Raw genomic sequence first — 14,871 nt, forward strand, 5'->3', positions numbered from 1 at the left:
AGGCGGATCGAGGTCACGGGTGACGGCGCCGTGGAAGACACGGGGCCTCTTCCGGTTCCCGAACCGCTCCGGGAGATCCCGCCACGGGACTCCCGTGCGGAAATCCGGAACGAGATCCCGTTGGTCACCTTCCGGCGATCGATCCGATGCCGACCACGGGCTTCGGACTCGGCGGACGCGGCGCACGTCGCGCCCACTCCGCATTCGTCGGATCCCCCGCCCGGCGACCTGGACCACGCCGTCGACGCGAGCCGGTCGGGTGACCCGCGGGACAGAACCTAGCGGCCACCCAGACGAAGGGCCGGTTCGCGCTCTTCGGCTTCTGCTCGACCGTCCGCCCACAGAGTGCGGACATGCGCCAGATGCCGGCGCATGCAGTTCTCCGCGTCCTGGCCCCGGCCGGCCACCAGCAGGTCGAGGAGTTCGAGATGCTCCTGCGCGGAGGCGACCAGGCGGCCGGTCTCGTTCAGGCTGCCCAGTCCGAACAGACGTGATCGCTTACGCAGGTCGGCCACCACCTGGACGAGGTGGTGGTTGCCGGCCAGGGCCAGCAGCGCGAGGTGGAACCGGTGATCGGACTCCAGGTACTTGAGGACGTCGTGCTCCTGGGCCGCCATGACGATCTGCTCCGCCAGCGGACGCAGACTCTCCAACTGCTCGGCGCTCGCCGTCGCGGCGACCCGCCCCACGGTGGGGACCTCGATCAGGGTCCGGATCTCGGTGAACTCGTCGAGATCCCGCTCGGTCATCTCGGTGACCCGGAAGCCCTTGTTGCGCACCGCTTCGACCAGGCCCTCCCTGGCCAGGTCCAGCATGGCTTCGCGCACCGGGGTGGCGGAGACGCCCAGTTCCGCCGCCAGCGTGGGGGCCGAGTAGATCACACCCGGACGGAGTTCGCCGGCTATGAGCGCTGCCCGGAGCGCGTCGGCGACCTGATCGCGCAGATGGGTCTGGACGGCGATCGTCCGCGATTCGAGATGAGGCATCTGCGCTCCCCTGCTGTGTCCAGCCCAGTGACCTCCCAATATACAATGTCACGTTGTTTTGGGATCGATGGCCAGTGGCCGTGGACGGAGCGCCTGGACCTGCCGATCAGCGCAGGGACGCCATCCATGCCTCCACATCGTCCGCGCCGCGCGGCAGGCCGGACGACAGGCACACGGCCCCGTCCTCCGTGATGACGAAGTCGTCCTCGATGCGCACGCCGATGCCGCGCAGGGCCTCGGGGACGGTGAGGTCGTCGGGCTGGAAGTACAGCCCGGGTTCGACGGTGAGGACGTGACCGGCTGCGAGGACACCGTCCGCGTACGTCTCGTCGCGGGCACCGGCACAGTCGTGGCAGTCCAGCCCCAGCATGTGGCCCGAGCCGCACAGGGTGTACCGGCGGTACAGCTCGGACGGCGAGGTGGAGGCCGTCCTGCCATGCGGTGCGAGGCCCCATGCGTCGAGCCCCTCGGCGATGACGCGCATGGCGGCGTCGTGGAAGTCGCCGTACCGTGCGCCGGGCCGCAGCGCGGCGATACCCGCCGACTGGGCCGCGAACACCAGGTCGTAGACGCGGCGCTGGACGTCGGTGAAGTGTCCGCCGACCGGCAGCGTCCGGGTGACGTCCCCGGTGTAGAAGGAGTCCGCCTCGACGCCCGCGTCCAGCAGGAGCAGGTCCCCGTCCCGCACGGGCCCGTCGTTGCGCATCCAGTGCAGGACGCAGGCGTGCGCGCCGGCCGCCGCGATGGTCTCGAAGCCGAGGCCGTGACCCCCGAGCCGGGCACGCCGGTTGAACGTGCCCTCGATCCAGCGTTCTCCCCGCGCGAGACGCGTGGCGTGGTCCAGTTCACCGACGACGTCGTGGAAGCCGGCGACCGTGCACCCGACGGCCGCGCCCAGCTCGGCCACCTCCCAGTCGTCCTTGACCAACCGGAGTTCCGAGAGGAAGGAGACCAGTTCGGCGTCGGCCCCGGGAACCGGCGGCACCAGCGCGTCGACGTGCGCGTCCTCACCGCGCAGCACACGGGTCGGGACGTTCCTGCCGAGGGCCCGCTCCAGCTCGTCGCGAGCGCAGACCTCGATGCCGAGCGCGTCGGACGTCTCCGACAGGGTGCGGCGTCGGCCGACCCAGAACTCGCCGTGCCGGCGGTCGCCGTAGAACTCCGCTCCGTTCGGTCCGCCGCCGCGCGGTGACCGGGGCCGGGTGAACATCGTCACCGAGTGGCCCCTCCCCGTCGGTTCGAAGACCAGGACGCTGTCGGGGACCGCCGACGTACCCTGCTCGGCGGTGAGATGGACGAATGCGGAGTGAGGCCGGAACGCGTAGTCGAAGTCGTTGCTCCTGACCTTCAGTCCGCCCGACGGGACGACGACCCGTTCACCGGGGAACCGCTCCGACACCGCCGAGCGCCGTTTCGCCGCCCACGCCGCTCCCGGTACGGCCGGCAGCCGCAGATCCGTTTCCGCCCATCCTGCCCGGAAGGGGCCGGTCACCGCCGCCCATCCCGCACGCTCTTCGCCGCCCGTGCCGCGCACGTGGCTCTGGTCTTCCATGGATTCCCTCATGTGTCGTGATCCGGGGTCCAGTGACCTGCACTGCGACACCCCTCGGCCGCCTCGACGAGGGGGCCGCCCGTGACCGGCCGCGCCCCCCTGGTGGGTGGGTGCGGCCGGAGGTCTCAGCCGCGCAGCCGGGCCATCCAGGCCTCCACCTCCTCCGCCTGGCGCGGCAGGCAGGCCGAGAGGTTCTCGTTGCCGTCCTCGGTCACGAGGATGTCGTCCTCGATCCGTACGCCGATGCCGCGATACCGCTCGGGAACGGTCAGGTCGTCCGGCTGGAAGTAGATGCCCGGCTCGACCGTGAGCACCATGCCCGGTTGCAGCGTGCCGTCCACGTACGTCTCCGTCCGGGCCTTGGCGCAGTCGTGGACGTCCAGGCCGAGCATGTGACCGGTGCCCGCCAGGGTCCAGCGCCGCTGTAGCCCGAGTTCGTACGCCTCTTGCGCCGACCGTTCCCCGAACAGGCCCCAGGAGGCCAGGTGCTCGGCCAGTACCCGCTGGGCGGCCTCGTGGAAGTCCCGGTAGGCGGCGCCGGGCCCGACCGCGGCGATGCCGGCCTCCTGCGCCGCGTACACCGCCTCGTAGACCTCGCGCTGCACCGGTGTGAAACGGCCGTTGACGGGCAGCGTGCGGGTGACGTCGGCGGTGTAGAGGTCGCGGGTCTCCACTCCGGCGTCGAGCAGCAGGAGATCCCCGGGATAAGCCGCGCCGTCGTTGCGCACCCAGTGCAGAATCGTGGCGTGGGATCCGGCGGCGCAGACCGATGCGTAGCCGACGTCATTGCCCTCGACGCGTGCGCGCGTCCGGAACGTTCCCTCGATGAGCCGCTCCGGAGTCGGCGTGGTGGTGCCGAGCGCGCGGACCACGTCCTCGAACCCGGAGGCGGTGGCCTCGCAGGCGAAACGCAGATCGGCAATCTCGAAGGCGTCCTTGACGAGGCGCATTTCGGAAAGGAACTCCCGGAACTCGGCATCGTCCCCGGCCGTCACCCTGCTCGCGAGAGCGTCGTCGACACCCGCGTCGTGACCTCGCAGCAGGCGGACGGGGCCGGTGACCGCGCCGAGCCGGCCGGCCAGTGTGCGGACGTCGCGGCACGGCAGGCCGAGCCGCCGCTCGTTCTCGGCGAGACTGTCGCGGCGCCCGTCCCACAGCTCACCGTGGTAGTCGAGCCAGAACTCGCCGTTGCCGCGGTCGGAACGCGGGAGCAGGTAGGCGATCGCCCGGTGTCCGCCGGACCGTTCGGGTTCCATCACCAGCACGGCGTCCCGCGACTGGTCGCCGCTCAGGTAGACGTAGTCCGAGGACGGCCTGAAGGGGTAGGCCGTGTCGTTCGTGCGCACCTTCGGCCGGCCGGCCGGGACCACCAGGGTCTCACCGGGGAAACGGGCGGACAGCGCCGCCCTGCGGTGGGCGGTGTGCACCGCCTGCGCGATCGGCTCGACGTCTCGGCGCTCGGTGTCGGCCCATCCCCGCCTCATGTTCTCGGCGAGTTCGGTGCTCACCCGGCGATACAAACCATTCTTGCGGTGCTTGTTCTCGTCCGTCTCCGTCGTCACCGTCACCTCCTTCATCGATTCGGGCATGGAAATCCCTGGCTGCGTATCGTGTCGGCCGGACACCGCGGAATCATGTCGCCGGGAAAAGACTCGAAAGCAGGCTTCTCCCCGCGGGGGTCACCGACCAACGCTCGGCTTCCGGCGGGGCGCTGCCGCCGTCAGGACGGGAAGGCTCTCCCGCACCGGGCGAAACGGCTACGGCTGCTGTCACAGCGGGAAGGACGGCCCAGCAGCGCGTTCCCTCGGCTGTGCGCTCGGTGTCCCGGAACAAGGACAGAGCCTGGACCAGGGCGAGGCCGCGCCCGAGCACGTCGCCCGACCTCGCCTGACCGGGCCGAGGCGCCGCGGAACCGCCGTGGCGGACTCTGCGCCAGGGCCTCCTCGACGGTTAGCGGACCGCTCGCATGCAGCAGGCCGTCGGTGAGCAGTTCCGCCACCACCACTTCCAGCCGAAAGGCCACCTCCTCGTCGCAAAGGGCACCCCACGACCTCGCTTCCGCCACGATGCGATGGCGGGCGTGGTGGACCGCGGCCGCCGTTGTCCGAAGAGTCAGGCGGATTACGGTGCGAGGCATGGTGTCTCTCCTCGGAGTCGAGGCCGCTCCGTTCGTGACCGACTGGTACAGCCGCGGGAACACGGGTCTTCGGTGACGTGCGATGCGGTGAGCCGGCGCGAAAGGCGTCGTGGGCGGGCATCCTCCACTTTGCCGGAGCAGAGGCGCCGGTCGGAGACTTCCACGGCGGGCTCCGCGGGCACAACGGGCCGAGGCATAAGAGAACGAGCGGACCAGGCATAAGTCTTCCGGTGCGGGACACCACCGAGCCGCCGTACACACAGGCTCACCCGCATACTGGGTCCCTGTTTCCGCCACACAGCGAGGTGAACCGATGGAACTGGAGCTGCGCCATCTGCGTGTGCTCTGCGCGATCGCGGACTCCGGGAGCGTCGGGCGGGCAGCGGCCGCGCTCGGGTTCACCCAGCCCGCGCTGAGTTCCCAACTGCGGCGCATCGAGCGACTGTTCGGTGAAGGGCTGTTCGTGCGCGGCAGCACGGGTGTGGAACTGACGGCTTATGGTGCGGAGGTCGTGAGCCAGGCCCGCGAGGTACTGCTCCGGGCCGATGCCCTTGGCCGGCGCCGTACGGGTGGTCCGGCCGTGACAGCCGGCACGCTCCGGCTGGGCGTCACCAACACCCCCGTGGTGCCGGCCCTGCTGGACACCCTCCGCGATCTCTGCCCGGACCTCACGGTCTCCGTCTGCAGCGTGTACGCCACCGGTGAGCTCATCAGGCTCCTGGAGGCCGGTGAACTCGACGCCGCCTTGGGCGTCGACTATCCCGGGCTGCCGGTGCGGCACTCCCCGGCTCTGGCGCACCGCGCCATCACCACCGTTCCGATCTTCGTCGCGATGCCGGCCGGCCACCCGCTGGCGCACCGAGTCGAGGTACCGCTGGAGGAGTTGTCCGAGGACACCTGGTTCATCGCCTCCGACGACGGCGTGGGCTGGCCCGCCGCCTTCTACGACGCCTGCCGGGCCGCGGGTTTCGAACCCGCGAGCACACACGAGTTCCACGTGCCCGACCAGTTGCAGTCGATGATCGCCAAGGGCCTTGGCGTGACCACCGTTCAGCCCACCTTGCGCCCGGCCGACGGCGTTCTGGTCAGGCCGCTGGCCGGGGACCCACTGTGGCAGCGGCATCTGCTGGTCTGGCGCGCGGAGGCCGTGGCGGCACCGGTGGCAGAGGCTTTGCATCACCACGCCGTCCGCGTCTACCGAAACCTGCTGGCCCGCGCACCGCACCTGCAGAAATGGGTCGCACGCGCCTACACGACCGCGCGCTTGCCGGACGGGCTGAGCGCGTCCCTCCCGAGAACGCGCTGATCGGGAGGCGGGCGTGGATCTCGGGCACGTCGATCTCGAACCCGGCGAGGATTCCCCGTTCGATCGACTCCGAGCGTCCGAGTACGGCGGGTCATGACGCCTGGGCATGCCGGACCCGGCTGCGGACGCGACAGCCGCCGGGAGTTGGTGTCGGTCGCGGTCGCGTAGTGCGGAACCGCCCCCCAGGAATTGACGGAGGTATTGACGCCGACCGCAGAAAGGTGCCGATCATGCGCAGCAAGATCGTACGGGTTCTGGTCGCCAGCGTCGCCGCGGGCACACTCGCCGGAGGAGCAGCGATGGCCTCCACCGGGACAGCCGTGGCGGTGCCCGCGAACACCCACGCGACCGCCGCCCAGCATGCATCCACTCCTCGTCCGACGCCGAGCCACAAGAAGTGTCCCAAGGGTGAGCACTTCACCAAAGCCAACGGCAAGTGGGGCTGCCACAAGAAGTGACGGCCGGCTGCCACGCCGGGCGCCGGGTCTTTCCGGCGCCCGGCGCTCGCGCGCTTTCGCCACGGTGGACCCGCCGCGCGCTGGGTCGGTCCGGCAGTACGGCGTCGTACTTGTCCGCGCTTTGCAGGCGGGCGCCGTCGCCGGCTGACCTGGTGGGTGTGCCCCACGCCCGGCGGCCCTCCGTGGCGCGCGAGACGGAGCCGGACCGGCGGTGATGGCGGGGGAGGAACTGGCCGAGGCCCTGGCGGCCTCCGTGGCCGAGCCCAGTCGGTTCGCCGCGCCACCGCCGACGGCCGAAGGCGGGGTTGCCGCCGTCGGCCGACGGCGGGGCTGTCGGGACGGACCTCGGCCTCCCGGTACCACCGCCGTCGGCCGACAGGCCCCGGCTCCTACGACGGTGTGACGGCCTCGCGCCCGCGGCCCAGCCGTTGGCGGATCAGCGCGATGACCACCACGCCCGCAGCCACCAGGGTGGACAGGACCACCTGATCGCGGCCGCCGCCGTTGGCCGTGTCCGTCAGCATGTAGCCCAGGACGAACGTGATCAGGGCGATGGTGGCCCAGGTCAGGTAGGGGAAGAGCCACATCTTGACGATCAGCTTCTCCGGTGCCTCCCGCTGGAGGATCCTGCGCATCCGCAGCTGGGAGAAGCAGATCACCAGCCAGACGAACAGCGCGATCGCGCCGGAGGAGTTGAGCAGGAACTGGAAGACCGTGTCCGGCCACAGGTAGTTGAAGGCGACCGCGACGAAGCCGAAGACCACCGAGGCCAGGATGGCCGTGCGCGGCACGCCGCGTTGCGTGGTGCGGCCGAAGGCGGCCGGAGCGTCGTTGCGCCCGCCGAGGGAGAACGCCATCCGGGACGCGGTGTACAGACCGGAGTTGAGACAGGACAGCACGGAGGTCAGCACGATGGCGTTCATGATCTGCGCGGCGTGCGGGATGCCGATGGAGCTCAGTGCGGCGACGTACGAGCCGTCCTTGAGGATCGCCGGGTCGTCCCAGCGCAGCAGCGACACCACGATCAGGATCGAGCCCAGGTAGAACACCGCGATCCGCCAGATCACGCTGTTGGTGGCCCTGGTGACCGCGCCCCGCGGGTCCTCGGACTCACCGGCCGCCAGCGTGACGATCTCGCTGCCCATGAAGGAGAAGACCACCATCAGGACACCGGTGAGGATCGCTCCCGGCCCGTGCGGCAGGAACCCGCCGTGCGCGGTCAGATTGGAGAAGCCGGTCGCCGGGTGGTCCGAGCCGGGCAGCAGGCCGAAGAGCGCGAGGGAGCCCAGCACGATGAACGCGGCGATGGCGACGACCTTGATGCCCGCGAACCAGAACTCGAACTCGCCGTAGGAGCTGACCGAGGCCAGGTTGCTGACGGTGAGGACGACCATGACGATCAGGGCCCAGCCCCATTGCGGGACCGCCGGGACCCAGCCCGCCAGGATCTTGGCGCCGGCGGTCGCCTCGACCGCGAGCACCACGACCCAGAAGAACCAGTACAGCCAGCCGATGGTGAATCCGGCCCAACGGCCCAGCGCGCGGTCCGCGTAGGCGGAGAACGAGCCCGACGTGGGGTTGGCGGCGGCCATTTCGCCGAGCATCCGCATGACGAGGACGACGAGGACGCCGACAAGCGCGTAGGAGATCAGGATGCCGGGGCCCGCGGCGGCGATGCCGGAGCCGGAACCGACGAACAGGCCGGCGCCGATGACACCGCCGATCGCGATCATCGACAGGTGGCGGTTCTTCAGCCCGGCGCGCAGCCCGGGACCCGCGGTGGTGCTCTCGGCGGTGCTCCCGGTGGTGGTCACCGGGTCTGTGTCGGAGAGAGGGGGACGTGTGGTCATCTCGGCATCCATCCATGGAGGGGGTGCGGACGAGGGCATGCGTCAGCGGACCGGGGCGGGGGTGACCGCGCAGATTCCGCCGAAGGGGGAGAGAGAAGGGGACGGGTGTGGGAGTCGGACGCGTCGCAGGTCGCGGTCGCGGTTGCCGTGAGGGCATAGTGGGCCGCGACCTCGTGGCCCGTGTCCGCCAGGGCAGGCACGGGTGGCCGTGAGGAAAATAGTTCACGACGATCAAAAAAAACAAGAGGCGTCGGCCGGGCCTCTCCTCGTGGGCGCACGCCATCGGCACGGGCCCCGCGGCGCCCCCTCGCGCACCCTCCAGGCCGGCCGTGAGGGGCGGCCGGGCGCCGAGGACTTCCGGGGGCTTGTCTTAAGTGTTCACCATGCCCTAATTTTTCAGCGACGCGGAACCACCTCGTCCGTCGTGGTTCCCGCGTCGTCTCCCGTGTTCCGGCCCCCGTGGGAGCCTCCTATGCACAACACCGCGGTGTGGTCGCGAGAACCACCGCTGATCCGGCCTCGGCCATCCCTGCCGCTACGCCTCGCGCGGGCCTCCCGGGTCGCTGCCTACCTGCTCGTCCGAGACGGGGTGGGCGTCAAAAAACCGGTCCGGGCCGCCCGCCGGAGTGAGAGCGACCCCTGAATCCCGGGGCCCTGGCCGGACGGCGCCGCGGGCCCTGACCCCGCTCAGCGGGCCGTTAGGGTGGCGTCGTGGTGAATGCAGCGGGCAAGTTCGGACCCTACAACCAGCCGGGCCCGGCCAGCCCGGCGCCGGTCGCCGGGGTACGGGACACCCGTGCCCTGCCCGGCAGGGGCCAGACCGGATCGGAACTCGTCCGCTCACGGATTGCGCTGCGGGTGCGCCTGAAGTCCGTGTCACCGGGGGACCGGCTGCCGGATGCCGGCGTCCTCGCCGAGGAGTTGGGGATCGGTGAGATCACCGTGCGCCGCGCGCTGGAGGGGATGTGCCAGGACGGTCTGCTCGACCGCCGGCGAGGGCGGGCGGGCGGCACCTTCGTCGCGCCGGGCTGGGACACGGTCGTCGCCCTGATGCACGACCCCGACGAGGCAGCGTCACTGGACGCCTTCCACCTGCTGCTCGAATGCGGTCTCGTGGCGCGCGGCGCGGGCGAGGTCCAGTCAGGTCGACTCGACGGGTTGCAGGCGCTGGTCGACGAGATGGCCCTGGCCGAGGACCCGGCACGCCTCCTCGAACTGGAGACGCGCTTCCACCTCGACCTCGCGGAGGTGCTCGGCGGCGCCGGTATCCGCGAGTTCGCCGCCGACCTGCTGGGACGGCTGTGCCTGGTGCTGCCCGCTCCGGAACCCGCGGTGGTACGGGCCCGGAACCGCTGCCACGCCGACCTGCTCACCGAGCTCGGCCGCGGCGCGATGGACCCGGCCGTGCGGGCGGTGAAAGCACATCAGCATGCCCGCCCGAGCTGACGCCCGCTCGCGTCGGCCCGAATGCCGACGACCCCGCGCATCCCTTGCGCCGCCACACTGCAGAAGGAGCTGCCGCCATGACTGACCCCGGAGCCGTCGGGCCGCCGCCGACGTCGGGCCCCGTCGGCGGCACGCCCCAGCGCCTGCGCGGCGGCGTTCTCGGTATGGCGGACATCGCCGCCGCCACGATGGCCAATGTCGGCCCGGCCATGAGCTTCTTCTTCGGCTTCGCGTTCCTCGCCGCCACCGCGGGTGTCGCCTCCCCGCTGACCATCGTCGCCGCGGGCATCGCGGTCGCGCTGCTGGGCAACACGCTCGCCGAGTTCTCCCGGGCACACCCCTCCGCGGGCAGCTTCATCACCTTCGTCGGCAAGTCCTTCGGGCCGGTCAGCGCGGTGACCACGGCCCTGCTGGCCGGGCTGGGCTACATCATCGCGATGGCCTCCGTCATCGCGATCTCGGGTGGGTTCGTGCAGATCACCCTGCACCACTACACCGGCATCGACCTGCCGTGGATCATCTGGACGCTGCTGCTGACGGGGCTGTCGGTGGTGCTGATGCTGCGCGGGGTGGTGGTCTCCACGAAGTGGGCCGGCTACTTCTTCGTCGTGGAGATGCTGGTGCTGGTCGTCGTCTCGGTCGCGGCGATCGTCGAACACCGCGGCAGCCTCTCCGCCGACCCGTTCCTGCCCGGCCACATCAGCCACGGTCTCAGCGGTCTCGCCGCGGGCTTCCCGCTGGCGGTGTACCTGTTCATCGGCTGGGAGAACTCGGCGGCGCTGGCCGAGGAGACGGAGAACCCACGGCGCAACGTCGGCCGCGCCGTGTTCTTCTCCATCGCGATCATGACCGTGAGCTACATCCTCTTCTCCTACGCCACGGTGACCGGCTTCGACTACGACCTGGCCAGACTCGGCCACGCTCGTATCCCCTTCATCGACGTCGCCCACGACACGCTCGGAGCGCTGGCCTTCGTCGCCTACATCGGGGGCCTGACCTCCACCCTCGGCGCACTGATCGCCGGCATCAACTCCCAGGCGCGCCTGGTGTTCAACGCCGGACGCGAGGGGCTGCTCCCGTCCTTCTTCGGCTACGTGCACCCCACGCGCCGTACCCCGACCAACGCGATCGTCACCTTCGCGGCCACCTCGCTGCTCATCATCGGAGGCTGGGGCCTGGGCCATCTGCTCAGTGCCGAGGGCGGCCCGATGAACCCCGTGGTCTTCTTCACCGAGTCCTCCAGCCTGGGCTCCATCCTGATCCTGATGGTCTACCTCGCGTCCAACATCGCCCTGCCGCTGTACTACCGCAGGTACCGCCCACAGGAGTTCCGGACGGTCCGGCACCTGGTGCTGCCCGCGATCGGGGCCCTGGCCATCCTGGTTCCGCTCTACTACCTCGCCAAGCCCGGACAACCCGCGCCGTACAGCTGGTTCCCCGTCGCGGCGCTGGCCGCCCTGCTCGGCGCCATCGGCTACGCCACGCTGCTGGTCCGCCGCGACCCGAGCCTGGCCGAACGCGTCGGCTCCGTCGTCGCCGACGCGGATTGAGTCCTCACCGGGGTCCACATCATCGCCCCGAACCGGTCCCGCGCGTTGAGGACCTGCCCGAAGATGCTGAACACGCAGCACACCACCGGCCTCGGCCCTCCTGGGGGCGGTCCGGCTCGCAGGGCCCATAAGTGTCAAGGAAGTCGGCCCAACGACGTCGTGGTTACCGGAGGAGAGACCGGCAGCCGGCGGACGTACCGTTCCAGAACTCTTCCAGGTGCTTGGCACCACCCCCGGTCCGGGGCCTGGGCCCACTGCTTCACCGGCGACCGAGGAGGAGGGTTGTTCCCGTCACCACCAGGGCGACCGACGGAGCGGGGAAAGCGATGGCCAGTCTCACACGGCGGAAACTTCTCAAGGGCGCCGCGACCGCGGCAGCGGGCAGCGTGGTCGGGGGCGGCCTGGGGCCCGGCTTCTTCACGGCTGCGGCGCAGGCGAGTGGCGTAGCCGGGAAGAGCGGCGTGAGCGGGGCGAGCCCGTTCCTGGAGGGGGCCTTCGCGCCGGTCACCGAGGAGTTGACGGCCTTCGACCTCGATGTCAGCGGCCGCATTCCGTGTGACCTGGACGGCCGCTACCTGCGCAACGGCCCGAACGCTCTGGGCCTCGAAGACGTCCGCGCCCACCACTGGATGCTCGGCGACGGAATGGTGCACGGGGTCCGTCTGCGCGGCGGGCGTGCGGAGTGGTATCGCAACCGCTGGGTGCGGTCCTCGCGGGTGACGGCGAAGCTGGGGGAGACGTACCCGGGTCAGGCACCGCCGGACGACTTCGCGTGCAACACGCACGTGATCCCGTACAAGGGCCGCGTCCTGGCGCTGCAGGAAGGCGGGCCGCTGCCGTACGAGCTGGACGGCGAGCTCGGCACCGTGGGCCCGTACGACTTCCGCTCCACTCTCCCTGGCGCGTTCACCGCGCACACCAAGTACGACGCGGCGGCCGACGAACTGCACGGTATCGCGTACTACCCGGCCTGGGACCATGTGCGGCACATCGTGATCGACCGGACCGGCCGGGTGGCGCGGACCACGCGGATACCCGTCGCGGACGCGCCGATGATGCACGACTTCGCGCTCACCGGGAAGTACGTGGTGATCGTGGACGTGCCGATCACCTTCGACGGTGCCGCCGCGGAGGCGGGTGCGCTCGTGCCGTATGTGTGGAACGACGGACATCCCATGCGTGTCGGAGTGCTGCCGCGCACCGGCGGCCGCACGCGCTGGTTCGAGACGGACCCGGTGTACTACTCCCACACGCTCAACGCCTACGACCGGGGTGACACGGTCGTGGTGGAGTACACCGGGTTCCCGGCGCCGTTCTACGCCGCCGGCCGCGGTATGGGCGGACCCTCCGCGATCGGCGCCCCGACGCTCGACCGCTGGACGATCGACCTGCGCGCGGGCCGGGTCCGAAGCAGCCGGCTGGACGACCGTCCGCAGGAATTCCCTCGTATCGACGAGTCCCTGGTCTCGCGTCGGCACCGCTATGCCTACACCGCGAGCGCGGCCGAGATGTGGCGCGCGTACGAGACCGTCGACGGAGTGCCGCCGTCGGAGAAGTTCACCAACTACCTGGTGAAGCACGACATGCTGCGGGACAGCGGGCGGCTCCACCGCTTTCCCGAGGGCGCGGCGGTCGGCGAGCCGGTGTTCGTCCCGCGGCGCGGGGCACGGGACGAGGACGACGGTTACGTTCTGTCGTACGTGAACGACCCCGACCGCGGCGCGACCGACCTGGTGATCCTCTCGGCCCAGGACTTCGGCGGCCACCCGCTGGCCCGCGTTCACCTGCCGGGCCGGGTACCGCTGGGGTTCCACGGGAGCTGGATCGCGGACGCCTGACCGCCCGTGAGCCGGACCGGGTCCGTGCCCTCGCGCCGCGGCGCGACGAGCAGCTTGCCGGTCTGCCATGGGCTCGTCCCGGAGAAGGAGTCCCTCCGGGACGGCTCGGGCACCGTGGTCGACGGGATCTCCCGTGAGGTCTGGCCCGGGAGCCCGCCACTACGGGAGGCACGACTCCCGGCGTCAGACGAGCGGCACGTCCAGGACGGCCCTGTGGTGGCTGAAGGTGGCGATGGAGTGGCGGCCGTGGTAGTTGCCCATGCCGCTCGGGCCGACGCCGCCGAAGGGCAGCTCGGGAACGGAGAGATGGGAGATGGGCAGACCGAAGTTGAGCGCCCCGGAGGAGGTCTCGGTGGCCAGCCGCTCGCGCGTGGTGTCGTTCGCCGTGAACGCGTACAGGGCCAGGGGCTTGTCGCGCTCGTTGATGAAGGCGATGGCCTCGTCCAGGCCGTCCACGGTGAGGATGGGCAGGACGGGACCGAAGATCTCCTCCCGCATCACCGGCGCGTCCGGCTCCACCTCGGCGAGCACCGTGGGCGCGATGTACCGGTCGGCACGGTCGTGCGTGCCGCCGACCACCGTGCGCCCCGAGTCCAGGAGCGCTGCCAGGCGGTCGAAGTGGCGCTCGTTGACGATGCGCCCGTACAGCTCCGACGACTGGGGGTCGTCGCCGAAGAGCCGCCCGATCGCGGCGGGGAGGGCCGCCTCCAGGGCGCGGGCGGTGTCCGGGTCGGTGAGGACGTAGTCGGGGGCGACACAGGTCTGCCCCGCGTTGGCGAACTTGGTCCGCGCCAGCCGGGCGGCGGTCACCGCCACATCGGCGTCCCGGTCGACGAACACCGGGGACTTGCCGCCCAGTTCGAGCGTGACCGGGGTGAGGTGCTCGGCGGCGGCCTTCATCACGATGCGGCCGACCGCGCCGTTGCCGGTGTAGAAGACGTGGTCGAAGCTCTCGGCCAGCAGGGCGGTGGTCTCCGGGACGCCGCCCTCCACGACGGCGACGGCGTCGTCGTCCAGGTACCGCGGCAGCAGCCGCGCCATCAGCGCCGAGGTGGCGGGGGACAGCTCACTCGGCTTCGCTACCACCGCGTTGCCCGCGGCCAGCGCGCCGACGACGGGCACCAGCAGCAGGTTGACGGGGTAGTTCCAGGCGGAGATCACCAGGGCGACGCCCAGCGGTTGATACTGGCTGCGGGCGGTGGTGCCCGCGGGGAAGCGGCCCGCGGGAACGGCCGCGGGCCGCGGGCGCAGCCAGTCCGCCAGATGTTCCAGGCAGTGGTCGATCTCGGCGACGGTGCTGCCGATCTCCATGGCGTCGGCCTCGGCGCGGCTCTTGCGCAGGTCGGCGTGGAGGGCGGCGGCGATGTCCTCGCCGTTCTCGGTCAGCAGCGCGCGCAGCCGGGAGAGCTGCTCCCTGCGCCAGGCGAGGGGCCTGGTGCGCCCGGTGCGGAAGGTGGCGCGCAGACGGCCGACGAGGGCGGCGGCGTCCTCCGCGGTGAAGCCGGCCCTCCGGGGGGCTGCGGTCGCGGAGACATCGGTGGTGGTGGTCACGGGCGGTCCCGTTTCTTCTGAGGGGAGGGTGGGAGGAGGCGTCCGTCGAGCGGACGCTCGGGGGGTACGGCTTCGAGCCGGGCGGGGCGGCGAGCCGTGGGTCGCGGGGCGGATGGACGGGCCGTAGGGCGGGTGCGCCGTACGGGCGCGGGGGTGGGTACCGGGGTGGGTACGGGGGTGGATCGGTGGCCGGCGGA

At 71.1% G+C, this 14,871-nt stretch carries 10 protein-coding genes; 5 read left to right on the plus strand and 5 right to left on the minus strand.

Going from position 1 to position 14,871, the window contains the following annotated elements; genetic code table 11:
• Positions 1 to 278: 278 nt before the first annotated feature.
• From QSK45_RS12455 to QSK45_RS12465, 3 genes are all read right to left on the minus strand, one after another.
• Positions 279 to 986 (minus strand): GntR family transcriptional regulator, encoded by a 708-nt coding sequence (locus QSK45_RS12455; RefSeq protein WP_285556116.1) that lies wholly within the window; start codon positions 984 to 986, stop codon positions 279 to 281.
• 106 nt (positions 987 to 1,092) lie between these two features.
• Entirely contained in the window at positions 1,093 to 2,538 is a 1,446-nt protein-coding gene (locus tag QSK45_RS12460) for an aminopeptidase P family protein (RefSeq protein ID WP_285556119.1), read from the minus strand.
• Positions 2,539 to 2,663: 125 nt separating this feature from the next.
• Positions 2,664 to 4,127 (minus strand): aminopeptidase P family protein, encoded by a 1,464-nt coding sequence (locus tag QSK45_RS12465; RefSeq protein WP_285556121.1) that lies wholly within the window; start codon positions 4,125 to 4,127, stop codon positions 2,664 to 2,666.
• 861 nt (positions 4,128 to 4,988) lie between these two features.
• On the opposite strand from QSK45_RS12465, the gene QSK45_RS12470 reads away from it, so the two are divergent.
• Both QSK45_RS12470 and QSK45_RS12475 read left to right on the plus strand, forming a co-directional pair.
• Complete coding sequence (locus QSK45_RS12470; protein ID WP_285556123.1) at positions 4,989 to 5,981, plus strand: LysR family transcriptional regulator; 993 nt, start codon at positions 4,989 to 4,991, stop codon at positions 5,979 to 5,981.
• Between the two features lie 230 nt (positions 5,982 to 6,211).
• On the plus strand, positions 6,212 to 6,439 hold the full coding sequence (locus QSK45_RS12475) for a hypothetical protein (protein ID WP_285556125.1): 228 nt from the start codon (positions 6,212 to 6,214) through the stop codon (positions 6,437 to 6,439).
• Between the two features lie 389 nt (positions 6,440 to 6,828).
• Here QSK45_RS12475 and QSK45_RS12480 read toward each other — a convergent pair whose 3' ends face one another.
• Complete coding sequence (locus QSK45_RS12480; RefSeq protein WP_285556127.1) at positions 6,829 to 8,289, minus strand: amino acid permease; 1,461 nt, start codon at positions 8,287 to 8,289, stop codon at positions 6,829 to 6,831.
• Between the two features lie 711 nt (positions 8,290 to 9,000).
• On the opposite strand from QSK45_RS12480, the gene QSK45_RS12485 reads away from it, so the two are divergent.
• The 3 genes from QSK45_RS12485 (at position 9,001) to QSK45_RS12495 (ending at position 13,123) form a co-directional block, all read left to right on the plus strand.
• A complete protein-coding gene (locus tag QSK45_RS12485; protein WP_285556129.1) occupies positions 9,001 to 9,735 on the plus strand; it encodes a FadR/GntR family transcriptional regulator in 735 nt (244 codons plus the stop codon).
• Between the two features lie 77 nt (positions 9,736 to 9,812).
• Positions 9,813 to 11,285 carry an APC family permease gene (locus tag QSK45_RS12490; protein WP_285556131.1) on the plus strand — a complete coding sequence of 491 codons (1,473 nt, stop codon included), beginning with the start codon at positions 9,813 to 9,815 and terminating at the stop codon, positions 11,283 to 11,285.
• Positions 11,286 to 11,611: 326 nt separating this feature from the next.
• Positions 11,612 to 13,123: a carotenoid oxygenase family protein gene (locus tag QSK45_RS12495; protein WP_285556133.1), complete on the plus strand. Its 1,512-nt coding sequence runs from the start codon at positions 11,612 to 11,614 to the stop codon at positions 13,121 to 13,123.
• 183 nt (positions 13,124 to 13,306) lie between these two features.
• On the opposite strand, the gene QSK45_RS12500 is transcribed toward QSK45_RS12495, so the two are convergent.
• Complete coding sequence (locus QSK45_RS12500) at positions 13,307 to 14,674, minus strand: aldehyde dehydrogenase family protein (protein WP_285556135.1); 1,368 nt, start codon at positions 14,672 to 14,674, stop codon at positions 13,307 to 13,309.
• Positions 14,675 to 14,871: the final 197 nt, after the last annotated feature.

The organism is Streptomyces hygroscopicus subsp. hygroscopicus (assembly GCF_030269125.1).
Taxonomy (GTDB): domain Bacteria; phylum Actinomycetota; class Actinomycetes; order Streptomycetales; family Streptomycetaceae; genus Streptomyces; species Streptomyces hygroscopicus_C.

Coding starts and splice junctions, on each gene's coding strand:
- QSK45_RS12480 (WP_285556127.1), bottom strand. CDS start 8,289: ATGACCACACGTCCCCCTCTCTCCGACACAGACCCGGTGACCACCACC.
- QSK45_RS12465 (WP_285556121.1), bottom strand. CDS start 4,127: ATGCCCGAATCGATGAAGGAGGTGACGGTGACGACGGAGACGGACGAG.
- QSK45_RS12460 (WP_285556119.1), bottom strand. CDS start 2,538: ATGGAAGACCAGAGCCACGTGCGCGGCACGGGCGGCGAAGAGCGTGCG.
- QSK45_RS12490 (WP_285556131.1), top strand. CDS start 9,813: ATGACTGACCCCGGAGCCGTCGGGCCGCCGCCGACGTCGGGCCCCGTC.
- QSK45_RS12495 (WP_285556133.1), top strand. CDS start 11,612: ATGGCCAGTCTCACACGGCGGAAACTTCTCAAGGGCGCCGCGACCGCG.
- QSK45_RS12475 (WP_285556125.1), top strand. CDS start 6,212: ATGCGCAGCAAGATCGTACGGGTTCTGGTCGCCAGCGTCGCCGCGGGC.
- QSK45_RS12470 (WP_285556123.1), top strand. CDS start 4,989: ATGGAACTGGAGCTGCGCCATCTGCGTGTGCTCTGCGCGATCGCGGAC.
- QSK45_RS12455 (WP_285556116.1), bottom strand. CDS start 986: ATGCCTCATCTCGAATCGCGGACGATCGCCGTCCAGACCCATCTGCGC.